Genomic DNA, 22,796 nt, shown 5'->3' on the forward strand with positions numbered 1-22,796 from the left:
ATTGGTCTAAGATATATAAGATGAATCTTAGCGGATTTCTTAGATACTTAACCATCAGTTTTTATTGTACTTAACACCACCCACTAAGAAAATAAGAAAGATGATGTCTAATTTTGAAAATCCTGAAAACACCAACAATTCATCGACGGAAACCGGCTCCAACTATGAAGACTTTATGACCATCGGAGAAGCAATAAGCTATATGTGTGAGAAGCTGGGACGCATCTCCCGGACCACCTTTTACCGGTGCGGTTATCGCAAAATGATAACCGTGCGCAGTTATGGGCGGAATAAAAGTACCGGGCGTGAAGCCGTTAAGTTATGCCGAAAGTCAGAAGTAGATTATATCATTCAGACCATTCAGGAGAATCCCCATGGCGAAAACCTATAACCATGTAAATGAAATGCCGATTAACCGCCCAAAAATAGTAAAACCATCTATATCAACTGAGTTTCTGGCAGCAAAAGTAGATGAAATCAATAGTCAGTACCATGATTACAACAAACTGCACCTCGCTGTAGATAAAACAGGCCAGTTACTGCAGATCAACTTTACAAATGACGAGGAAGTAGAAGGACCTCTCACAGATTGGCTCAATATGGAACAAGTTGGGACATACCTTGAAAACTACCAGCGCATGTTCTGCCTGGATCCCAACCATATAGATCATTTTTTCGATATATCGGAAGCTACGGCTATTCTGCCTATTGACTGGCTTCGGCCTACGAGAAAGCGCCCGAAAGGAATTGCCAACGCTTTAATCTATATGCGCCAGGCTTATCAGGGGATAATACCTAGACGAAAACCTATTTCTGTTAGACTAAATAGAACAGAAATAGATCTTTTTGATATTATTGATGGAAATTCGACCTATATCGCAGCTAAACAGATTGGGATAAAGTCAATACCAATAATTTTATCAGAATGTGATTGACCTGAAGAGATAAGTTAAAAAAATATCCCCAAAGCTTTACTTCCTATTAAATTCCAGTCTCTTTTCTATTTTTGCTTGTTCGGACTGCAGTCCTTAGAATGAGGTCAAATAAAAAAGTTGGTTTTTTAACTATTTACTGATGCAGATAGAGACAATATCTCCAAGACGAGTCGTTGATAATGCTTTCCTACAAGAGTCGATTACCGAGACGGAATTCGAAACATTTCGGCAGCGCCTGTTAAAACTATTGAACCAGGCTGATGATGCCGTTGAGGAAGGCGAATCCGAAGAACATCTGAAAAACCTGATCAAGCCCTTCTTCAGCAACACTAATTTTGAAGAAGACCACTATATCAACACCAAGGAGCGACAGGATCTGGCTATCCATAATGGCAAGACCCGAAAGTCGAATGTAGGTGTCATCATCGAGGCCAAGCGGCCATCCAATAAATCGGGAATGATTACCAGGGATGATCTAAACCGTAAGGCGTTTCACGAATCGATCCTTTACTATCTCCGGGAACGCATCGATAACGGCAACGAAGATATCAAACACATTATCATTACCGATGTGTACAATTGGTATATCTTTGACGCCCAGGATTTCGAGCGCCATTTCTACGAATCCAAAAAGCTTCAAAACTGGTATGAGGAGTGGAAACAGGGACAAAAAGTAAGTTCTCGTACCCAGTTTGTCTATGATCACCTCTCGGAATTTGTGGATGAGCTTGAGGCAAACATTACAGCAGCCGAATTAGACCTGAGCAATTATCGAAAACTACTGGAAAAAGATGAGCTCAGCCGGGACGAGCAGAAGAAGTTGGTGCCGGTCTTTAAACTATTTACGCCTACGCACCTGCTCAAACAACCGTTTGCCAGCGACAGCAATGAGCTCAACAAGGCCTTTTACCGTGAACTACTCTATATCATGGGCCTGAAAGAATACAAAGAGAAAGGCACCCACTATATTACCCGGTTGGATGAGGAAAACCGCCAGCATGCTTCTCTCATTGAAAATACCATTACCCAGCTTAAAAGCCTGAACGTGATTTCGCGGCTCCCCAACCGATCAGAGTTTGGCGACGACGAAGAAGAACAGCTATTTAATGTCGCGATCCAGCTATTGATCACCTGGATTAACCGTATCCTGTTTTTGAAGCTGCTGGAATCCCAGCTCTTTAAATATCACCGGGAAGACGATCGGTTTCGGTTTTTAAGTCATCGCGACATTGACGAATATGATGGACTGAATAAGCTCTTCTTCCAGGTATTGGCCGTCCCCGTGGAAGATCGCTCCGAGCGCATCAATAAGCACTTTGGTCATATCCCCTACCTGAACAGCTCCCTGTTTGATGTGGCCGATATCGAGCAAGATACGATTCGTATCTCGGAGCTGGAGGACGGACTACAGATGCCGGTGTATAATCGCAGTAAAATTCGCAACCGGGACGGGGAGCGCCTGAAAGGAGAAAAGCTGTCTGCTCTCGAGTACCTTTTGCGTTTTCTTGATGCTTATAACTTTAACACGGAAGGTACGGCTGAAGTCCAGAAAGAAGCCAAGACGCTTATTAACGCTTCGGTACTGGGACGCATCTTTGAAAAGATTAACGGTTATAAAGATGGTTCGTTCTTTACGCCCGGCTATATCACAGAGTACATGTGTCGGGAAACCATACGCCGGGCGGTGGTACAAAAGTTTAATGAAACCTACGGGAACTGGGACTGTGAGGACATTGATGATGTAGCCGCCAAGATATCCCGCCACGAAATCCCATACAATAAGGCCAACGAGGTTGTTAATAGCATCACGATTTGTGATCCGGCCGTGGGATCGGGACACTTTTTGGTTTCGGCCTTGAATGAGTTGATAGCGATTAAAAGTGACCTCCGCATCTTTGTGGATGAGGATAACCACCGCATCCGCGATGTGGAGATCAGCGTGGACAATGATGAGCTCAGTATCTCGGTGGGACAAGATCCCTTTTTCGAATACCGGGTACATTCGAAGTGGAAGGAGAACGGGACTATTGAACGAACGGTTGGTCCCGACACCCAGCGCCTGCAAAAAGCCCTGTTCCGGGAAAAGAATATCCTCATTGAAAACTGTTTGTTCGGGGTGGATATCAATCCCAACTCGGTCAATATCTGCCGGCTGCGCCTGTGGATCGAGTTGCTTAAGCATGCGTATTACAAGGAAAGTACGGACTTCCAACAGCTCGAAGTACTGCCCAATATTGATATTAATATCAAGCAGGGTAACTCACTGGTAAGCCGTTTCGACCTGGATGCAGACCTATCCCAAATTCTGGCCAACAACGATGACCTGACGATTGAAGACTACAAACAGGCCGTCCGAAGATATAAGGAAACCGGTGACCGGGAGAACAAACGAGCGCTGAAAGAGCAGATTAAAACAATAAAAGATAATTTTGAAGCTGGCCTAGAGGAACAACATGAAGTACGCCAAGAACTGAAGAAACAGCGCGAAATTCTGATTAAGGAAGAGGCGAAGCTGGACCTGTTTGAAGGAGAAAAGAAGAGCAAAAAGGAGCAGAAGAAGATAACCAAGACCAAAAAGAAAATTGGCAAACTGGAAGAAGAGCTGGAAGAGCTCGAAAATGCCACCTTCTATGATCAGGCCTTTGAATGGCGCTTTGAATTTCCGGAGGTGCTGGATGAGGATGGCAACTTTACAGGTTTTGACGTACTAATAGCAAATCCTCCTTATGGTACTACCCTAACTTCTAATGAAAAGCAGTATCTGAAAAATAAGTTTTATGCAGTGAAAGGTAACTATGACGTCTATTCTGCTTTTATTGAATTGGGACATATGATCGGCAAGGCTGATTCTTATACATCATATATCACACCTGTATCTTGGCTAACTGGTTCAAACTACAAATGGCTTAGAGAGCACCTTAAGGATGAACGTACTATAACACAAGCAATTATACTGCCATATGATGTATTTGAGGACGCATACATTGATACTGGAATATACTTATTCCAAAATAAAAAACGAGATTCATATAACTCAGAAGTATTTGAGTTTCACCCAAGAGAAAAAATAAGCGATGACGAATTAAATGAAATATCGTGGAAGATATTACCCTCAGATTATTGGGAAAATGAAGAGAAGTATGAGATTATATTTAAACCCACCTATTACGAAATCAAAAACAAAGCATTAAAGGAATCCTCCCTATTAGAAGAAATTTGTGATACAACACGAGGTATTTTAGCAAATGATGGAGACGTATATGATACCAAAGGTAAAGATAGAAAACGCTACTTTATTGGAGACTTATACAGGTATACTCTTAAAGAAGATTATAAATGGGTTAAATATGGAGATAATCTTAGAGAAAAGCCGGGTGAGTACTCTTACTTCAAAGGAGAGCGTATATTAATTCGTCGTCTAATAAGTCGACAGTTCAGAATGATGGGTACTCTTACAAAAAAAGAGTTTGTTAACAAAAAAGACATATATAATGTTTTGTTAATTGATGACTCTTTTAGAATTAAATATATCCTGTCGCTAATTAACAGCAGCTTCTTTTCATATTTAGTTGTAGGCGGATCATCTTTGGCAAGTAAAGATGACTTCTCCCAATTAACATTAACTGATATTAGAACTCTCCCAATTAAAGAGACAAATAATAAAAATCAGAAAAAATTTGAGAAAAAGGTCGACCAAATCCTTACTGCCAAAGAAGAAAATCCCGAAGCCGATACCAGCGAACTGGAAGAAGAAATAGACCAGCTTGTGTATAAGCTTTATGGGTTAAGTGAGGAGGAGATTGGGATAGTGGAAGAGAGTGTCGGATAAATTTTGTCAAATATATGAAATACAGCTTCAATTAAAGATAAAAAGAAATAAAGTATTTAATTAGTTTCTGAGCAATATGATGAGGTAGAGTTTCGATTTTCGAAAAATAATTTAAAATACCAAGAGATTTATGGATCAGGAATCTACCAAAGAAATAGAAGAAGAAGATTTAGATGGGAAAGACAAGATTATTGCTTCATTTAAAAAATACTTTGTTGAAATTTTGTCTTGGTTTATTCACAAATTTGCCCAATACAAATACAACCTATTCGATAAGTCTAAGATTTTAGAGGCCGATCTCTTCGAAGATCTGACCCCCTACGATGAAATGGATGAAGAGGAGGCTGGCAAATATTTTGAAGCACTAGATTGGGCTCTTGCAAATGAGAAAGTTAGTAATATAGCTGTTACAGGCACTTATGGTTCAGGGAAAAGTAGCATTCTCAAGAGTTATGAGAAGCGACATCCTGAACATGATTATTTAAATATTTCACTAGCTTCATTTGATCCAGAAAACGTAAATAAAGGTAACAATGGAATTGCAAGTGATGATAGTAGTGACGGAGAAGTCAATCCTAATAGGTTAATAGAACGGAGTATTCTCCAACAAATTTTCTACAAGGTTGAACCAAAAGTCATATCTGATTCAAGGTTTAAAAAAATATATTCAATCAATAACTGGAGGATATTCCTACTTTGTTGTTTAACAACTATTTGGCTTATCTCGGCAGTAATTTTATTTAAACCTGACTTATTTAGCTTTATTCAGAACTGGGAAGAATTAGTTAATACTCGAGCATTTGTCTATTTATCTATTGCAGTTTTCTTAGCTGGATTTGGAGCATTCTTATTTAAGTTATATAAACTATTTAACAGATTAAGCTTTAGTAAACTTAATCTTACCAAGGGAGAAATAGAACTTTCAGAAAAGATTGACTCATCTATCTTGAATAAACATTTAGATGAGATTCTGTACTTTTTTGAAGTTACAGATTTTAACGTTGTTATTTTTGAAGATATAGATAGATATGAGGAGATAAATATATTTTCAAAGTTGAGAGAGCTGAATATCCTATTAAATAACTCGGACCAAGTAGATAGAGATATTAATTTTATCTATGCCCTAAGAGATGAAATGTTCGATGATGAGACGGATAGGACCAAATTCTTTGATTTTATCATTCCAATCATACCAGTAATAAACTCTAATAACTCCAAAGAAAAGTTGTTGGAAAGAATCTCAGATGATTCAATATCTAGAAATCTTATATCTGACCTATCTTTATTTATTGACGATATGAGAATTCTCAAAAATATTTGCAACGAATTTGCAATTTATAAAGACAAGCTAGGCAAGGTCACTTTAGATAAAGATCAATTACTAGCAATCATAATTTATAAAAACCTCCATCCGGAAGACTTCTCAAACCTTCAGCAAGATGAAGGAATGGTTTATGATGCATTTCATAAAAGAAAGCAGGAAGCAATACGACAGCGTAAATCAAAAATCAAAAAAGCAATAAGTAGTAGAGAGAATGAGATCAAAGAGATCAAAGATGAAAGAATTAAAAACTTAAAGGAACTGAGAAGTTTATATTTGGGACAGTTTTCAAATCGAATGGCTAACCAACAAGTATTTGGTCTTCAAGTAAATGGGAGCAAAAAACCTGTTCAAGAGGTCATAGATAATGAGGAACTATTTGAAGACATAAGAAATGGTGGCAAAATCCGCTACTATCATAACCGCAACCGTTCTACCTCTTCAAATTATTCCTTTAAAGATATTGAAAACCTTATCGATCCTGATCGATCTTATTCGGAACGCAAAAAGTTAATCAAGAGCAAGAAAAGCAACAAAATTGAACAACTTAATTCAGAAATAGCAAGGCTGAAAAGAGATCTTGAAAAAGTTGAGTCACAACGACTTGAAGAACATTTGGAACATCTACCTAAGAAGGAAGCTTTAGGCAAAGGACTTGCTGAAAACGACTTTCTAGTGCTTCTTTTACGTAATGGGTATATAAATGAAGACTATGAAAATTATATCTCTTATTTCTATGAAGGTGCATTATCAATAAAGGATAAAAACTTTCTCCTGAGCGTTAAAAACCAAACAGGAGTACCATTTGATTATAGTCTTGACAAAATAGATGAAATCATTGAGGATTTAAGGTCTAGGGAGCTTAGTCAAAGCGAAGTATTAAATTTTGACTTGTTAGTTTACCTTATTGAAAATAGCTCATCTTATACTGAAAAATTAGACATTATATTGAAGCAACTGTCTAATGAAAAAAAGGAGTCGACAGACTTTATTGAAGCTTTTATTCAAGAAGAATATGATATACTACCTGAATTTATCAAACTATTATCCCATCAGTGGACTGGAATTTGGCACTTTATTGAGAATAGCGATAAGTATTCATTAAAAAAGAAAGAAGAGTATTTAGACCTGATAATTAAATATGCGAAAATAAATGATATCATTGAGATAAATGTGTACTCGAGTGGTGCATTAAAAACATTTATTTCTGAGAAGGATGACTTTATAGAATATTATGAAAATGCTGAAGGTAGAAAACATATCAAGGAGGTTATAAAGGAACTTTCTGTAAAGTTCCAATACTTCAAAATACCAAGTAGCAGATCACATCTTTTTAACTTTATCTATGAAAATGAATTGTATGAAATTAATGAACAGACAATTTCATCAATTGTTAAAAATCTAGATGGTTCAGATGAGTTATTAAATAGTTTAAATACTGCTAACTACTCGGTAATAAGAAAGTCCGAATGCGATAACTTAATCTCTTACATAGAGAAAAACATTAATATCTATGTTGAAAACATACTTTTGAAGAAAGACAAGTTTAAAGAGGAAGAGAAATATTTTATAGAGTTATTAAACAAGGAAGAAATATCAGAAGACCAGAAATGTAGTTTAATAAAAAAACAGTCTGGACAAATAACAGATATTAAAACAGTACCATCCAACTTGTGGGAGTTTCTGGTTGCTGAATCTAAGTTAAAGGCTTCTTGGGAAAATTTAGCAACGTATTATTCTAAATTTGAGAACGTAAACCCTCCATTGGTAGATTATTTAAATACTCAATCTAATTATGAAATATTGGAGGAAATTGACTTTGAGAATGAGGCTGTATCTCCTAAAACTAACAGAAAATTTGCCCTTGACCTTATTCTTACAAAAGCTATCGAAGAAAACAGCTTTAATTCTTTATTACAGAGCATTGCTTTTCAATTTGACAATTTAAGTATTGAAAAACTTGATAAGAATAAAGTTAAGAAGATTATTAAGGCAAATATTTTAAGTCTAACAACCACAAACTATAATCGGTTAAAAAATGATTTTGATCCTCTTCATATTGAATTAACAATCAAGCATCTGGAATCTTTTATAGAAAGATTCTCTGAGTTTAATGTTGAAGAAGAAGAATTGAAACTACTATTTAAAAGTTCAAGAGTTCAGAAAACCGACAAGCTGAAAATTTTTGAATCGATTAATATCAATGATTTGTCAATAGATTCTGACTTGGCAAACGAACTCTTAGATGTTTTAGTAAGCAACCAACCTTTTGAAGTTCAATTCCAGACTTTAAAAATCTTAACGGAAAAAGGAAAAATTAAATCTAAGAAAATTAGACTAATTACTTCACAAATTGATTTCTATGAGAGAAATCAAATTAAACAGCTAATTTCTTCTCTCCCATATCCATATTATAAAATGGTTAGAAGTCGACATAGACCAAAATTAAAGAAGACTGATTATAACGCTGAGTTAATCAAAAAGTTAAATAGTCAAGGTATTATATCCTCTTACACAGAGAATGAAAATAGTATTAGAGTAAATGCTCGAAAAAATATTTAGAAAGAACTGATTAAAAATTTTCCTCCCCGAGTACAAAAGGAAAAAAGCCAATTCCAGTGCAGAAAAAAAAAGAAATGACAATAGATTCTAGTGTAGGTTTCAATTTTCACTCAGCCATTCTGGAAGCCTACTAGTGAATCCCATAACAATTTCGAACCCTTCTTTCCGAAAATACTCATATGTCAAGTAAAAAACGTAAAAAACTTGACATATTTAACGATTTAATGCTATATTACTACAAGCTGTTGAAAGGCCATTAGCATAACACCTAGCATTATGAGTACTGCAAAAAGAATAAAAGACAAAGTTTCTTCCTTTGACGAAGGAACGACGTTTAAATATGACCAGCTCGGCATCGATAACAGCGAGTACGGGGCTGCTACCAAGGCCATCGAGCGGTTGATATCCAACGATGTTGTAAAAAGAATTTCCAAAGGCCTGTTTTACAAGCCGAAGAAGTCGCTCTTTGGTGATTTAAAACCTAATGAAGAACAACTGCTAAAACCCTATTTGTACGAAGGCGACAATCGGATTGCTTATGTCACCGGTTTGTCTTTGTACAATCGGATGGGCCTTACGACACAGGTGCCCAAAACCGTGACCCTGGCCTGTAATAAAAAGAGGATCAATACCGAGATCGATAACCTGAAGATAAAATCGGTCAAAAGTTACGTGGATCCCACTGACGAAAACATTCGTTTTTTGGAGATTCTGGATGCTATAAAGGATTTTAAGAAAATCCCGGACCTCGATATCGATAATGCTATCGGGCAACTTCAAAGTCGCATACGTGATTTAAGTACTCCCGACAGAAATAAGCTGATTACTTATGCCCTGCAATATCCTCCCCGCGTACGTGCGCTGTTGGGAGCTTTGCTTACCTACCAGGAGTTCAACAGCGCTTTTCCTAAATTGAAGAATAGCTTGAATCCACTGTCGAGTTACAAGTTCGGTAGTCTTAGTAGTAGCTTGCCTACAGCCCAAAACTGGAATATTGTTTAGATGAACCTACACGAAGATGCCGAAATATTTCGGGATGCTATAAGGGCTACCGCCGATCATAAGAATATTCGGGAAATCTATATCGAGAAAGACTATTGGGTAACCTATGCCCTGCATGCGATCTTTCATTCCGAGATGAAAGACGTTGCTGTATTTAAGGGTGGCACGTCACTTTCCAAATGCTACCAGGCGATCAACCGGTTTTCCGAGGATATAGATCTCGTAGTGTTAGAAGATCCCGGGCTATCCAACAACCAAATGGACAAAAGAGTCAGGGACGTCAGCAAGGTGGTTGATGACACTGATTTGGAGGAAGTAGAATTACCTGGAATTACCATGAAACGTGGGAAGAATAGAAAAGTAGCCTACGAGTATGCGAAACATGGATATGACCAAACTTATGGCCAAGTCCGCGACAAAATCATAGTAGAAGTATCGAGGCTGGGACATTTCGAACCTCATGAAGAAGTAGAGGTTCATTCTTTTGTTGCCGATATGATGAAAGCGAGAGGTCAGGAAGAGCTAGTTGAAAAATATGGATTAGCTCCCTTCCCTTTGAAAGTACTAACCATAGAACGGACCTTTTGCGAGAAAATAATGTCTCTGGTCCGATTTTCACACGCCGAAAATCCGTATGAGGATCTCGGAAATAAAGTCCGCCACACTTATGACATTCACATGCTGTTAAAGCAACCGGCGATTCAAGACTTCTTTGAAAGCGATAAGCTGGATGAGATGCTACTTCAAGTGGGAGCCGATGATATCGAAAGCTATGGTGATAAGTACGATTGGCTATATGAACATCCCGCCTCTGCCCTACTTTTTGACAACCCCGAAGAGACCTGGGATAAGATCAAATCTGTTTATAACGGCACTTTTAAAGAGTTAGTTATTGGTGACCTTCCGGAAGGTGATGCTGTACTGAGAGCTATTAAAAAAGTAGCCGAACGGCTTAAAGCTATTGATTGGGAGCTTTAAATCCCGAAAATTCAACTTCTCTTTGTATTAAATCCCGAAAGTTAAAACAAGCCATTCATTTAGCTTCTTTTAACTGACAATTTTTCGTGTATAGTAGGCCCCTTTATCAGCAAGAAGTTAGTTGAAGTAGTCATGTTCTACCTTGTCCGAATTTGGATCTGTATCAAAGAACTAAATTAATATTCATTCTAACCAGTCCAAGTTATTTTCAATAATTATTTTCTGAAGTCGTTTAAATTCTTCCCTATCCTTTAACTTCTCATTAGTCTGTTCTATTCGATGCAGAACCTTATGGATTGGCGCAAACCATTGTGGAGGATTTTCTGGTGTGGACTTATTAATAAATATTAAAGCTGCCTCAGGAAATCTTTCAATCAGATCTGTTTCTAACAATTCGTGAGGATGATAAAAACGTTCACTTCTTGGTACCAGGTATGGTTTACAGACCTTAACTGCTTCAGGGAAAGCGTCTTCACTTTTTAAAAGGACTGTGGCAATTTTATTAGCTACTATTTCTGATTTATATTTTCTTTCCTTAGGCCATGTAGTATTGAAAAGGGGGATTAATACCTGACGCCAAATTTTAGCTTTTTCATCCTCCTTATCGGTATTATCTAAATACAATTCAAACCATCTAAAAAATTCTGCTCTATCCTCATCTGTTAATTTCTTGAGTGACTTTCTTATTACCTTTGAGCTTATATCATATTCATCCATTGTATTAACTAGGGCCAAAATTTGAGCCAGGTTTTTACTTCCTCCCTCTAATTTATCTAGATAATCAAATGTTTTGATAAAATATGGCTTAATGTATTCCCATAACTCTATATTAATTGAGGGATTCCATAGGTATCCTTGCCAAAGATTAATCGACTGCTCTCGATCTGACAAGTCGAAAAGTGGTATGAGCTCATTCTGACTCCATTTAGGATCAATACTATTTAAAAAGGGTAAATAACGACCTAAAATGACCTGACCCAAATTATCTGATCCCTGTTCTGATGAAATAACTCGCATCAGCCTCTCTTTTATTTCTACAGGAAATCCATCACCTTTTTTAAGATTATATTGGTTGGTTACTATAATTAAGGCAAATACTAAATAACCGGCGGGATGGTTAATAGCTTGATTAATTCTATCCGAATCACTTAATGAAGATGAACCCTTGACAGCAAATGGATACAGCCTATCCCATAGAGTATAAAATTTATCTGTTGGAACTACATCGTATTCCTCTGAAATAGATTGAAGAAGCTTAGAAGATGAGCGGATAATTAATGATGCTTGCTCTCGACTTAAACTTAATAGAAGATCTAAAATGTCACTGCTACTTATAACATCTAAATTAAGTCCGTGAAAAGCTGTCGAAAAAACATCCTCATCAAATCTTTTCTTTCTTAATATATGATTTAATGTTTCATTAGCTTCACTTGGATATTGTGAGCAAAATGTCCGCCAGTTCTCAATTAAACCTCGTCTATGGTCTTCATGGTCAAGTAACGTGTCAACTCTTTCATTCAATGATTGTGATTTCAAATCATCAATTGAGTAATCTGTTTGGTACGATCTGCTTCCAGATTCAGACCAAAAAAGAAAATCCTCTCTTTCAGTTCCTCTATAACTAAAATTGGGTCTTCGCCCTTCAATTTGATTTAACAGATTTCTCTGTTTTTTATTTAAACCGGTTTCGGAATGATAATTAATCCGCACTAATAGATTCCATACATTTCGATCAACCGCCTCTTCAAGTTCCTCATCTTCCAAATCATCGATAAAAAGCTCCCTCGAAGGCCCTTTCCTAATAACATCAAATAAGTTGGATCTTTCTATAAAATTTATCTCATCCCACAGGTTAGGCAGGTATTCATAGATCTCTTTCCTTACACTATATCGCCAGAGCCATGCATCAGGTTTATCTAATATGAGATCGTAAACCTTGTAATATGCGTTAATCTTATTGACGGCATACAAAGATATTCGCTTAAAAATGGGATAAGGGTGTGAAAGTAATACTTCTATAATTGACTTAACCTTATTAGCATCCTCCTCATGCTGATCAATAGCTTCCCTAATAAGTTCAATTAAAAATGTTTGGTCCTGGAAGTGATTATTTTGCTCATGGGGTTCAATTGAAGGCTGATGTATGTGACTTTGGTCATATTCTTCAGTTACTACACCAGCTATTTCAAGTAAATCATAGGCTTCTCGGAGATACTGAATAACAGTAAAAACTATATCAGAGAGTATGGTGCTCCAATCATCTCTTTGACGTAAATCATCAAATACAGATTGGGCTGTATTACCGATTTTTAAAGATATTTCAGCTCTTATAAGTTCTTTAGTACTTTCGATTGCATCAGATGTCTCTTTCTTTTCACCAACACCCCAATTAATATATTTTCTTACACTTATTTGTGGTTTTAAAAATTCGAGCAACTTTAATCGGGTTGCTTTGGTCCATTCTATTTTTTTTAAGTGATATGGATTTACAAATTGATTTTGGCTGGAGAATAAATAGCCACTTGTCAAAGTACTCCAAGCTTTTTTATAAGGCTCTTTTATTTCACTTCCATCACTCTGAAGCCTTCTTCTTATGTAATCTTCAAATTGAGGATGAAGATTACCTCCCTGTTCAACTACCCAATCTATGAGCCTCTTATTCTCTAAATGTTGAGAAAGCCACCGACCTATAGCAATTTCTTTATCATTTAAACTTGGTGGAGATTTGGTTCGAGAATAATATCCTGCCAGACTAAAATTTTGTTCCGGGCTTACCAACTCACTCAAAAGGTCTCGTTTCTCAAAAGTATCTAGCCAACTTATTGGAGGTGTTGGTTTGATATCTGCAAACTGCCTAGCATAAGAAGGAGTATCAGACTGAAAAATTGCCCAACATAGTTGATCTACCTGCTCAATTGATAAACTGTCGGGTTCATTAGGGGCAACTTTCTTTACTATTTCTCTTTTTGAGGTAGCCCCGCCCTCAAAAATTTTTGACCATCTTATTAATGATTTGTGAAGTTTTTCATGTTGATTATCATCATTATGATAAAGGATTGGTATTATATTTTTTGCTTTCCACTCCTCCCTTATTGAATCCCTATTTTCCTTGCTCTTGTACTCTACAAGCGCATATGCCTTTTTAATACGTTGATCAATGCTTCTCTCAATTGAAAGCGCATCAACCAAATACCGCATTACGGGATCGTTAAGCCCATAACCAATAAAGAGTACTGTATAATGATTAAATAACTCTGAAATAAAAACACTTGCCCATCGCTCAAGTAGATAAGCCGTTCCAAAATCACTTGAAGTTAAGACCAAATGCTTGCATAATGGATCATGTTTATCAAACTTTCCATGGAGATGTACTAAGCTATTCCACTTTTTAGGTTTTGGAGGTGGCAAAGTAGGTGCAGAAGCCACCTTAAGATCGTTATCTACCTGTTCGAATAGTAAATCGAAATTTGTAGTTATTAACCTTTTAGAGCCATTTGATAAAGTAGATAATTTTAAAATTGCATCATGGGTTGATAAGTCTGGATTTGACGGTGTAGCTAGTATCTCTCTCACATATTTTCTTACTATTTTAGCGCCAAAACGCTCTTCACGTTCAAGTAGACCTATAACTCGATCATAATTCTTTTTATCAAACTCTTGCTGTTCTATTGAATCAAAACTTGCCCCCAACTTTTTTTTCAACTGACAAACCAATCCCTTGAAGTTTGGGAGTCCTGCCTTCATTGACACACCAGCTCCACAAAAAATAACTAGCCGTTCTTCTTCTAATGCTTGAATTAATTGTACAGGTATATCAGGACCATTTTTTATAAAACGCATTAGCTACTATGCTCTTTCGACTTCAAATAATGGCTCGTACCAATCCCATAACTCTTCTAATGTATCTACATCTTGAGGTACTGGAAAAGGTTCTTGAAATGCCTCTGCTGGGGTAGTGGGAAGGAATTGATGCATGTATCGCTCTCCTGTTCTGCGAGGGTATTTTGCTAAAATCGAATCAAAAAAACTTTTCCCATAATCATAATGATGTGTATGAATAAAATCGTCCCAAGTTTCTCTTAGCTCTCCTTTCTCAATCACATTTATTAATTCGAACTGCTCCATATTTCTCTCCTCAGCCCCACCCCAAGCTTCTTTCATTATATCAATAGCTTCCACATCTGTATCAGGAGCACCATACCCGAAAATAGTCACTCTTTTGGTGTCATCACTCTCTAGTCTTGTTCTAAATCGATTCCATTCTCTAGATATAAATTGATCATTATTATAATTTTTTTCAGCAACAGGATACAATAATTTTGTTGGTTCAAATTGGTTCCCAGTTCTTTTGGAGTACATGCCTGACGGCCCAGTTTTGTCATCTTCATCGCTATATCCTATGGCTACATTGCCATGAAGAAAGCAAATATGAGGCATAGGAGCTTTATCCATATTTCTACAAAATGCCTGATACAAAAAAGGATCCCAGTTGAAAGTTGCGATAAAATCCTTAGGTCTTAGTGACAAAATCAGATAATCATATATCGTTGGTTCATCCGGAAGTTCCATATCAGAAAAATAGTCTCTAACTCTTCTCTGAACTTCTTTAATTTCATCCGACTTTGGCTTTTCCGCATGTAAATTACTGTATAATTTCTCAAAGTTATCATCTTGTACTTCATCTGGCAATTCTTCAATAATGTCATTTAAGCCAACGACATCTATAAAATTATTCATAGATGGTAACTCCTTCCCATTTTTCTCTGGGTTTCTCATCGTTGAAGCAATACTAGCACCGGCACCTAGTATTACGAGATGGGATATACCTGGAAAGGTTTTATTAATACCTTCTTCTCTTGTCATTTTCATGATCTTGAAAATTCATTTAAAGCTGCCAAAGTAGATTTAAAAAAGGTTAGGTATCCTCACATTCTTCCTTCCATTTTTTTACCAATTTATTTAAACCAGTTTTTGATCCTCCTTGAAAGTAACTACCACTATTTAATTTCTCTACGTGCGATATAAAATAATCTATGCTTTTAGTTGACCAGTTATTAGAAGCTAAATATGCTTTGATAGTGTTTTCATTTAATGAATAATCGTGTTTGTTCAAGGCTCTCAAGAAAGTCTTAATTTGATCTTTATCGCTAGAATGGAGTCCATTTTTATTAACTGAATTTGATAACTGATCTAAAGCTTTTTCAACAACACAGTTTAAACCTTTTTTTACTTTCCTTTTTCCGGAATTAATTTCTAGTGCACCCATTCCCTCTGCCCAATCTAGACATCCGTCTTTCATCCAAGGAATTGCAAATATCCCTTTTATTCTGTTTATATTTTCTAATTCAAAAATATCATCTGATGAAAGTGCATAAGTAACTACAAGACAATCATCATTATATTCATCGAAAGTTTTTCTTGAATCTCTTGAAAAAGTTATCCCTGAAGTTGTAATACCATCTCTAAGATTACCTGTAACTTTTTCCGAAAATATCTCTTCTAGCCATTCCGTATTACCTAATGTAGGAGTAAGAAAAACGATTTTTCGTGGTCCATGAACTTTAGAAACCTTTATAGCTTCTTGAACCACTTTTTTTGCTGCGTCATAATCAGGACCCTGAGTATCAATATAAACTCTTTTCATAATGGCCTATTGAATTGAAATTTTAAATTTACTGAGGCACCTAATACTCTTGCATATTGCCAGTAGACCTTTGGGTATTGAACTAGCAACTAATGAAAGATCAACTTTAAAACCAAGAGTGACAGAGAATAGGCAAAAGTGCGTCTATCTAAAAGGAGGATTAGCTTCTCTATTATGCAGTCACGAATTTAAAATCTTTAAAGTAATCATTTCTCTGTGACTCAATCTCTTTTATACAATTGTTTGATTCCTCATAATATCGAATATGAAATGCGTCAAAAATATTTTTGAGTTGTGAATTAGTTTTTTGATGCAGATATAAAGTTGGAATTTTTACCTGTTTACAACCAACCTCATGAAATGCTAAAACTCCTTGATAGGTAGGGCTTTCATTATCACTTATAAATAGTCCATTTGGATTAAAACCCTTTTCAATAACTTTCATATCTCGATTCATACGAGTGAAAGTTTGTCCAAATAAAACTTGATCAAAATCATTTAGATCTGTTCCTGTATTTGAACCTTGAATAGCCAAAATAACTGGTTTATCAACTTCTCTGACTTGGGTTCTTTTTTCATCAATAATATGTTCTATCCGGTATTTAGAATTTTCGGCATAGCCAATAGAAGGATAAAAACCGATTGGATTAGAACGATCGAATTTATAGATAAGGGAAAGTTTAAGTTTTCCTTGTGGAAAATTCTCTGTGATTATTATCTCCTCTTTTGAACTATTAGTGGGTATATTATCGAATTCTCTTTCGATAAATGCTTTGAATGGTTTTTTTGAATCATTAAATCCAATGTCAGGTAGATTGTTGATATTTATAACCCAATTTTCTGGGGCATTGTCTTTTAGAATTTTGATCAGCGGATTTACTTTTTTGTAAAAGTCACCTACTCTAGAATTAATAATTGGAGAAGTTGCCTCAATTACAATTTTACCTATCGAAGTTTCTATTAAAAAGTCGGGTTTGTTACCACCAGCCAAAGTCACTTCATGTTTAAATTCATATCCGATTTCTTGAAGTATTCGACCAACTATAAGTTCAAAGAAAGCAGATCTCCAATGATCTCTTAGATCATTTTTTAGTTTGTTTGCAAACGTTGAAGGTAATTGGGAGAGATTATAATTGAGAAATAATCTCATTTGTCTAGCTCGAGGAAGGGTAGATCTTGACAACCAATCTAATGTATGTTCTCCAATTTGAGCCCAACTTTCGTCACTCTCTGTTGGTTCTTCTAACCAAATTTCATTCATAGTAAAGAAACTGTATTACTACAACTCAGCTTGTTACAAAAAGTGTAATGAATCAATGCTTGCAGTTTGATAAATAAACCACAAAGACTCAAATAATTCGTCACAGCGTATTATCATTTCCTGATGTCTCATACTATCCCAATCCGTCCCATCCTATAACACGCTATTGCACCCTGTTCCAGCCCATCCCGGGGTATTTTCTCTGATTTGAATTAGTGTTACGTTAGCATCAGTTACTGATCACAGTGATGCTATTGCATTACGCCAACCAACGCTAAGTCAATGCCTGAAACGCTGGAAAAGTTGCCGAATGAGACCCAAGAGCAGGACTACGCCACCTGCCTGCAAGAGCTGAAGCAGGGCCTGCCCATCTTTGGGCGTATCACCGGCACGACCGACGGACTCCAGCAAGTAGAGAAGGAATTGCCATTTAATTTTAGGCAGCCCTTCAATGTGGTAAAAGCGATATTTAAGCTAGAACCCGGTCTGTATTCGCTTCACACCGGCATTGACGAAGATATTGTGATCGGCTTTCGCATTGACGGGGCCAGCGAGCAGCCAGAAACTCAAGCCAACGAACCGGCCGTAGACAGCAGAACCGCTCACGAAAACTACTACCAGCAACGAGCCCTCCGCCTGGAAGGTGAGCTGCATGACGCCGACCGCAAGATCCGCCAGCTCGTCGATGAAATCATGGGCCTCAAGCGACAGCTCTCCGAGGACAAAACGGCCACCCTTTTGACCCACCAAAAAGAGCTGGGCGACCTCAAGGAATCCCACCGCAACGAAATTGACCGCCTCAAAGAAATTCAACGAAGTAACCTGAAGGCTCTCGAAAAAGAGCTTGGCGAACTGGAAAAGGTCAAATTCCGCATGGAGATGGAGCAGCGGGCCGGCGGCCGCGATGCCGGAAGCCGCATGTTAGATATGCTGGAAGAAAATGCCCCGATGTTTTTTACCGTGATCTCCCAACTGTTTGCCGGTCAGGGCGGGCAAAATCAACAATTGAACCCCACGCCTGCCGCCCCTGATATCAGCGAAGAGCAAGCTAAGGCCATGGCCGAATCTCTTAAAAGCCAACTTCAACCTACTTCTGGCTCGCTACCCCAACAACCCCATAGCCCCTCTACCGACGAGGCGAGCCAACCTAAAGGTGCCGGGGACCAGACTCCTCGGCACCTTCCCTCCGAGGATTCCAACGAATTTGAAACCCCTGCCACTCTGAATGGCATGTTTGACCCGCCCCACACTAACGGCCACGCCGAACCAACCATTAGCCTCTAACGACCACGATGAACCCCGGACAACTCACCCTTTTGAAAATGGCCTTGGAATACCTGGCGGACAGGCCCTGCGGATACGCCTGCTATGCCAAGCGTATTAAGTCTCAGCTGGCCTTGTTGCAAGCTGGCGGGCAACCGATCACCGCGGCCGATTGGGTCCGGATGGCAAAGATACTTTCTGTGGAAGCGATAAGCAGGGATATAGGAGCCGAACGCATTGCAAAAACAATATATCCCCTTGTGGATGGATTAGGGCAACACGCTAATACGCTTTGCTATATCCCTGCCCCTTTCGCTTGCAATCAACTGCTGAGTTTCACGAGCACGACCGTCAGCCCGCAGGTCCGGCGACTGCTCACCGATGTCATCGCCGAACTGCAGAAACTCGTCAAATCCAGCCGGTAATCATATCCATATCAACGATATCACCAACTATTGAGTAGCAGCTATCCCATACCAACTTCCCGCAACGCAGTCACGACCCATGGTTCAGTGATGAGCAATAAGGCGGCAGCAGGCTCCCCCCAAGGAGATGCTGCCGCCTCTATTATTGCAAGTCGCAGGCGTTATCCTGGGATCGAAGACGTCCTAGAACTGGCTTCAAAGCTGGTTACCAAATATACCGGACGCGAGGATATCCGCGGACTAGCACTAAAAATTACCCGCAAGGTTCCCCGGAATATTAACACCGGTCTTCCTGACCTGCGGAATGTAGATCAAATTGCGGGTGCCATTTACAAGTGGATAACCAAAAATATCAACTACGTGCGTGACCCGTGGAATATCGAGCGGATCCAATCCCCCGATGTCACCATCCGGCAACAAGCCGGAGATTGCGACGACCACGCGATCCTGTCGGCGGCCCTGCTGCAAAGCCTGGGCATCCAAACCGGCTTTCGCATTGTGAGCCGAACGGGGCGAACCTATGACCACATTTATACCGTCTTCCGATCCCCAGAGGGATGGAAATCTTTTGATACAACCGTCGCTAAATATGCCGGTTTCGAATTTGACGAACGACTGATCAAAAAGTCCAAGCACCTGCCCAACCGGATGCCGGAAGGATTAGGCATTGACCCAGTTACCCTCACCGCTGCGGCTTCGTCAGCACTACAAATGGGCGTCACCATGAAACCGCTGTTTTCCAAATGGTTTGGCGCCAAAGATAAGGGCGAACGCACCCAGCGCGGGCAATGGCGAGACTACCTAATGGCCCGAGGGGTTCGTTCGGAGGTGATTTCGTTTTCCCAAAAAGATAACGCCATCCTCCAGCAGTACGCCCAGGTTATCCAAGAGCATGGGCAACCAGCCGTTGATTACTTGAACAAATTTGGAAGTTTAGACAACAGCTTTCTGGCCAGCCAACAACAATCCCGAAACAAAAAATGGCTCCTGTACGGCGGACTCTCAGCCGGGCTTGCCGCGCTTGGCGGAATCAGCTACTGGGCCTTCAACCATTAACCACTGTTTATGAGTAGTTCCTACCTGCAACCCGTAGCTATACAACCCGAAAATGATCAGCTGATCATATCCAGCCAGCTTCCCAGTGGTGGACTGGAAGGTTGGGAGGAAGATGATCCCTGCCGATATGCCAATCAAAGCTGCAAGGGCAAAATGTTCGGGGCCCTAAAAAGATGCCGACGCAAGCGCGAAAAATCGCAAGCTCTCTGCAAGGCCCACGAGCGCAAGCTAGCCGAAAAGAAGAAAATAGAACAGGAAAAACAGCAGCTCATGACGGCCTTACAGCATAACGTCACCGATACAGCTGCCAAACAAGAGACGGCATCCACAGCTATGATAGCAGGAGCAGCGGTGGGCGGGGTTGCCATTTTGGGAGCCGCCATCATGTTTATCGCCAAAAAGAAAAAATCCAAATCCCAATAAGCATATCCCAACCCCTATGAACAGCAGTTCCTACGATCAGTTAGACTTCTTGCAAACGACCCAGCCGTTTAACTACACAAACAGTTTCCTCCCTCCCGTGGGGTCCGGGGCCACCACCTCAAAGAAGACCAAGTTTGGCAGTATCCTCAATGACCTGTCCAGCTTTTTAAACACAGCGGCCGATACCGCCGTAACGGTGGATGGAGTTATCAATGGCGGGAAATCCCAATCTGGGGGCACTAGCTTGACGCCCGAACAACAGATGGCGCTAATGCAAGCCCAAAAGTCGAGCGGAAATATGACATCCCTCCTGCTGATTGGCGGCGTTGTCATCGTTGGTGGAGCTGTCACGTACACCCTGTTAAAAAAGAAATCCTGATATGACCGAAGCTATTCAAACAACAGCCCATCCAATTGGGATCTCTCACTTTATTGACGGACATATTCCCAACGGGCGCTATCCCAATCCAACGACCTCGCAAGAAACCGTATACCTGCAACCCACCGTCCAGCTGCAAGAAGTAGCAAAGGGTGCGGAGGTAACGGATCAACCCAAGCAGACACTCTGCCAGCGCCTGGCCGAAGATGATCCCACCAAAGGCATTCGCGCGTGGTTTGATCGAAACAAAGCTACGCTGGGATGGATCGCCGGTGGATACCTGACCCTGAGAATCATAACCCGAAGGAGGTAACCAGTGAGCTATTCTAACTATAGTGACAACAGCTTAGGCTCGGCGAGTATATCGGGTAATATCATAAGCTCAGAAGCCGGAGAACTTCGCATCATCGGGCGTCACCCCGAGCGCGGACTACCAAAATCCGGGGTGCCCTTTTCAGTGGATGTGGAGGTCGATATCTACCGCACCTTTTGGAACTCGTTCCTTTTTGTCGTTTGCCCGGATGTGGTAGTCGCAGCCCTGGATCCCCAAAACCGGTCGGTCTTAGCGATATCCCGTATTGTTACCAGCATGTGGGACGGCTGTCGCGGCCAAGCCCGCCTGGTTTTCGGGCGCTCGTTTCGACCGGACCGAAATCATCCCGTCATATTTGAGCTTCACTACAGCAACGTTACCGAGACGAATGTATCACAAGCTACGCCGCTGGCTTCCTCAAACGTGATGACCCTTGATTTGGATATCGAGGAAGGTCAACAAAGCGGAGTATACGCCCAGCCCACCGAGTCTTGGTATGAAATCAACTTACCCGACCCCCAGCATGCATTTAGTGGCGTCAATAATACGCTCACCAAAGCCCTGTGGCTGATTGGTATTGGCGCGGGCGCGTATTTCCTGGCTCCCCTCATGCCCGGACTTCGAGACAGCGTAAAGCAGTTGGCCGGTCGCAACAAGAAACAGGAGGAGCCCAATGGATGAGCTTATTGAAAGCCTAGACTACCAGATCGTTGATGACGGAATGGGTGACCTAAGCAGTTACCTGCGTCAAACCAGTCGAAACGCTTTTAAAAAAGCAATCGGTCTGGCCGACCGCGCTCTGAGCGGGCGAAAAGGACAAGTCGCTACCACGGCCCTTGTCCTGGCGGACCTGACCAAAGACAGGCGCTCCTTCCAACAAGTATTCAACCGAAATGCCGACGTCATCAACCAGTACTTCGAGCACGTCGATCTGCAGGCGGTAAGCGATATGATAGGACTCCAGGATTCGGTCGCCAAAAGCAAACCTGCGACAATAATCAAACATGCAGGTATTCTCTCGGCCGGTATTGCCATCGGTGTAGCCGGCCTTTCCCTATATAACAGAAAACAATCTTCAACATGACTCTTAGGATAGGCGACAAAGGTCCCCAGGTTATGCACCTGCAATCGGCTCTGAAAGCCCTCGGTATCGGACTTCCCAAATATGGCATTGATGGCATTTTTGGCTCCGAAACGCAGGCAGCGGTTAAGCAAGCCCAGCAACAATTGGGACTCCCGACTAGCGGCATAGCTGACGGGGTGCTACTAAACAGGCTCGGTATTTCTCAACAATCCCTACAAGTGCCAACAAAAGGGGCCTTACCCAAACCAGCTCTCCTTGTACTAGGGACCATTGCCATTATTGGAATTGGAATCGCAATCAAACGAACGAAACGAGATTAAT

Annotated in this window: 19 protein-coding genes; 15 read left to right on the forward strand and 4 right to left on the reverse strand. The window is 39.9% G+C overall.

The genetic code is table 11. The features are described from left to right. The first annotated feature begins 100 nt into the window (after positions 1–100). The 6 genes from CK503_RS08380 (at position 101) to CK503_RS08405 (ending at position 10,627) form a co-directional block, all read left to right on the forward strand. Positions 101–391: a hypothetical protein gene (locus tag CK503_RS08380; RefSeq protein WP_141239904.1), complete on the forward strand. Its 291-nt coding sequence runs from the start codon at positions 101–103 to the stop codon at positions 389–391. Beyond that, positions 375–935: a hypothetical protein gene (locus CK503_RS08385; protein WP_095606353.1), complete on the forward strand. Its 561-nt coding sequence runs from the start codon at positions 375–377 to the stop codon at positions 933–935. The genes CK503_RS08380 and CK503_RS08385 overlap by 17 nt, the downstream gene beginning before the upstream one ends. Before the next feature lie 139 nt (positions 936–1,074). Next, positions 1,075–4,764, forward strand: coding sequence for a type IIG restriction enzyme/methyltransferase (locus CK503_RS08390; protein WP_095606354.1), 3,690 nt, complete (start codon positions 1,075–1,077; stop codon positions 4,762–4,764). A 130-nt stretch (positions 4,765–4,894) separates the two neighbouring features. Further along, positions 4,895–8,647 carry a YobI family P-loop NTPase gene (locus CK503_RS08395; protein ID WP_095606355.1) on the forward strand — a complete coding sequence of 1,251 codons (3,753 nt, stop codon included), beginning with the start codon at positions 4,895–4,897 and terminating at the stop codon, positions 8,645–8,647. Positions 8,648–8,923: 276 nt separating this feature from the next. Further along, on the forward strand, positions 8,924–9,649 hold the full coding sequence (locus CK503_RS08400) for a DUF6088 family protein (protein ID WP_095606356.1): 726 nt from the start codon (positions 8,924–8,926) through the stop codon (positions 9,647–9,649). After that, entirely contained in the window at positions 9,650–10,627 is a 978-nt protein-coding gene (locus tag CK503_RS08405; RefSeq protein WP_095606357.1) for a nucleotidyl transferase AbiEii/AbiGii toxin family protein, read from the forward strand. A gap of 183 nt (positions 10,628–10,810) precedes the next feature. On the opposite strand, the gene CK503_RS08410 is transcribed toward CK503_RS08405, so the two are convergent. The 4 genes from CK503_RS08410 to CK503_RS08425 form a co-directional block, all read right to left on the reverse strand. Then, positions 10,811–14,467, reverse strand: coding sequence for an SIR2 family protein (locus CK503_RS08410; protein ID WP_095606358.1), 3,657 nt, complete (start codon positions 14,465–14,467; stop codon positions 10,811–10,813). 6 nt (positions 14,468–14,473) lie between these two features. Then, positions 14,474–15,490, reverse strand: a complete 1,017-nt coding sequence (locus CK503_RS08415) for a hypothetical protein (protein ID WP_217988374.1) — start codon at positions 15,488–15,490, stop codon at positions 14,474–14,476. Between the two features lie 52 nt (positions 15,491–15,542). Then, on the reverse strand, positions 15,543–16,271 hold the full coding sequence (locus CK503_RS08420; protein WP_095606360.1) for a DUF1889 family protein: 729 nt from the start codon (positions 16,269–16,271) through the stop codon (positions 15,543–15,545). Between the two features lie 172 nt (positions 16,272–16,443). Beyond that, positions 16,444–17,532, reverse strand: coding sequence for a hypothetical protein (locus CK503_RS08425; protein WP_095606361.1), 1,089 nt, complete (start codon positions 17,530–17,532; stop codon positions 16,444–16,446). 282 nt (positions 17,533–17,814) lie between these two features. On the opposite strand from CK503_RS08425, the gene CK503_RS08430 reads away from it, so the two are divergent. The 9 genes from CK503_RS08430 (at position 17,815) to CK503_RS08470 (ending at position 22,795) form a co-directional block, all read left to right on the forward strand. Further along, complete coding sequence (locus tag CK503_RS08430) at positions 17,815–18,816, forward strand: hypothetical protein (RefSeq protein WP_095606362.1); 1,002 nt, start codon at positions 17,815–17,817, stop codon at positions 18,814–18,816. A gap of 8 nt (positions 18,817–18,824) precedes the next feature. Beyond that, positions 18,825–19,220 (forward strand): hypothetical protein, encoded by a 396-nt coding sequence (locus CK503_RS08435; protein ID WP_095606363.1) that lies wholly within the window; start codon positions 18,825–18,827, stop codon positions 19,218–19,220. A 90-nt stretch (positions 19,221–19,310) separates the two neighbouring features. After that, positions 19,311–20,276: a transglutaminase-like domain-containing protein gene (locus CK503_RS08440; RefSeq protein ID WP_095606364.1), complete on the forward strand. Its 966-nt coding sequence runs from the start codon at positions 19,311–19,313 to the stop codon at positions 20,274–20,276. Positions 20,277–20,285: 9 nt separating this feature from the next. Next, entirely contained in the window at positions 20,286–20,699 is a 414-nt protein-coding gene (locus tag CK503_RS08445) for a hypothetical protein (RefSeq protein WP_095606365.1), read from the forward strand. A 16-nt stretch (positions 20,700–20,715) separates the two neighbouring features. Then, entirely contained in the window at positions 20,716–21,078 is a 363-nt protein-coding gene (locus CK503_RS08450; RefSeq protein ID WP_095606366.1) for a hypothetical protein, read from the forward strand. 1 nt (position 21,079) lies between these two features. Continuing rightward, positions 21,080–21,391, forward strand: a complete 312-nt coding sequence (locus tag CK503_RS08455) for a hypothetical protein (RefSeq protein WP_095606367.1) — start codon at positions 21,080–21,082, stop codon at positions 21,389–21,391. Positions 21,392–21,394: 3 nt separating this feature from the next. Beyond that, a complete protein-coding gene (locus tag CK503_RS08460) occupies positions 21,395–22,072 on the forward strand; it encodes a hypothetical protein (RefSeq protein WP_095606368.1) in 678 nt (225 codons plus the stop codon). After that, positions 22,065–22,475 carry a hypothetical protein gene (locus CK503_RS08465; RefSeq protein ID WP_095606369.1) on the forward strand — a complete coding sequence of 137 codons (411 nt, stop codon included), beginning with the start codon at positions 22,065–22,067 and terminating at the stop codon, positions 22,473–22,475. Before CK503_RS08460 ends, CK503_RS08465 begins: the two co-directional genes overlap by 8 nt. Continuing rightward, positions 22,472–22,795 carry a peptidoglycan-binding domain-containing protein gene (locus CK503_RS08470; protein ID WP_095606370.1) on the forward strand — a complete coding sequence of 108 codons (324 nt, stop codon included), beginning with the start codon at positions 22,472–22,474 and terminating at the stop codon, positions 22,793–22,795. Before CK503_RS08465 ends, CK503_RS08470 begins: the two co-directional genes overlap by 4 nt. The last annotated feature ends 1 nt before the right edge of the window (position 22,796 follow it).

The sequence above is a fragment of the Fodinibius salipaludis genome (assembly GCF_002287075.1).
GTDB lineage: Bacteria > Bacteroidota > Rhodothermia > Balneolales > Balneolaceae > Fodinibius > Fodinibius salipaludis.

Coding starts and splice junctions, on each gene's coding strand:
- CK503_RS08445 (WP_095606365.1), top strand. CDS start 20,286: ATGAGTAGTTCCTACCTGCAACCCGTAGCTATACAACCCGAAAATGAT.
- CK503_RS08430 (WP_095606362.1), top strand. CDS start 17,815: ATGCCTGAAACGCTGGAAAAGTTGCCGAATGAGACCCAAGAGCAGGAC.
- CK503_RS08400 (WP_095606356.1), top strand. CDS start 8,924: ATGAGTACTGCAAAAAGAATAAAAGACAAAGTTTCTTCCTTTGACGAA.
- CK503_RS08405 (WP_095606357.1), top strand. CDS start 9,650: ATGAACCTACACGAAGATGCCGAAATATTTCGGGATGCTATAAGGGCT.
- CK503_RS08435 (WP_095606363.1), top strand. CDS start 18,825: ATGAACCCCGGACAACTCACCCTTTTGAAAATGGCCTTGGAATACCTG.
- CK503_RS08465 (WP_095606369.1), top strand. CDS start 22,065: ATGGATGAGCTTATTGAAAGCCTAGACTACCAGATCGTTGATGACGGA.
- CK503_RS08385 (WP_095606353.1), top strand. CDS start 375: ATGGCGAAAACCTATAACCATGTAAATGAAATGCCGATTAACCGCCCA.
- CK503_RS08455 (WP_095606367.1), top strand. CDS start 21,080: ATGACCGAAGCTATTCAAACAACAGCCCATCCAATTGGGATCTCTCAC.
- CK503_RS08470 (WP_095606370.1), top strand. CDS start 22,472: ATGACTCTTAGGATAGGCGACAAAGGTCCCCAGGTTATGCACCTGCAA.
- CK503_RS08450 (WP_095606366.1), top strand. CDS start 20,716: ATGAACAGCAGTTCCTACGATCAGTTAGACTTCTTGCAAACGACCCAG.
- CK503_RS08395 (WP_095606355.1), top strand. CDS start 4,895: ATGGATCAGGAATCTACCAAAGAAATAGAAGAAGAAGATTTAGATGGG.
- CK503_RS08425 (WP_095606361.1), bottom strand. CDS start 17,532: ATGAATGAAATTTGGTTAGAAGAACCAACAGAGAGTGACGAAAGTTGG.
- CK503_RS08410 (WP_095606358.1), bottom strand. CDS start 14,467: ATGCGTTTTATAAAAAATGGTCCTGATATACCTGTACAATTAATTCAA.
- CK503_RS08380 (WP_141239904.1), top strand. CDS start 101: ATGATGTCTAATTTTGAAAATCCTGAAAACACCAACAATTCATCGACG.
- CK503_RS08415 (WP_217988374.1), bottom strand. CDS start 15,490: ATGACAAGAGAAGAAGGTATTAATAAAACCTTTCCAGGTATATCCCAT.
- CK503_RS08390 (WP_095606354.1), top strand. CDS start 1,075: ATGCAGATAGAGACAATATCTCCAAGACGAGTCGTTGATAATGCTTTC.
- CK503_RS08440 (WP_095606364.1), top strand. CDS start 19,311: ATGAGCAATAAGGCGGCAGCAGGCTCCCCCCAAGGAGATGCTGCCGCC.
- CK503_RS08420 (WP_095606360.1), bottom strand. CDS start 16,271: ATGAAAAGAGTTTATATTGATACTCAGGGTCCTGATTATGACGCAGCA.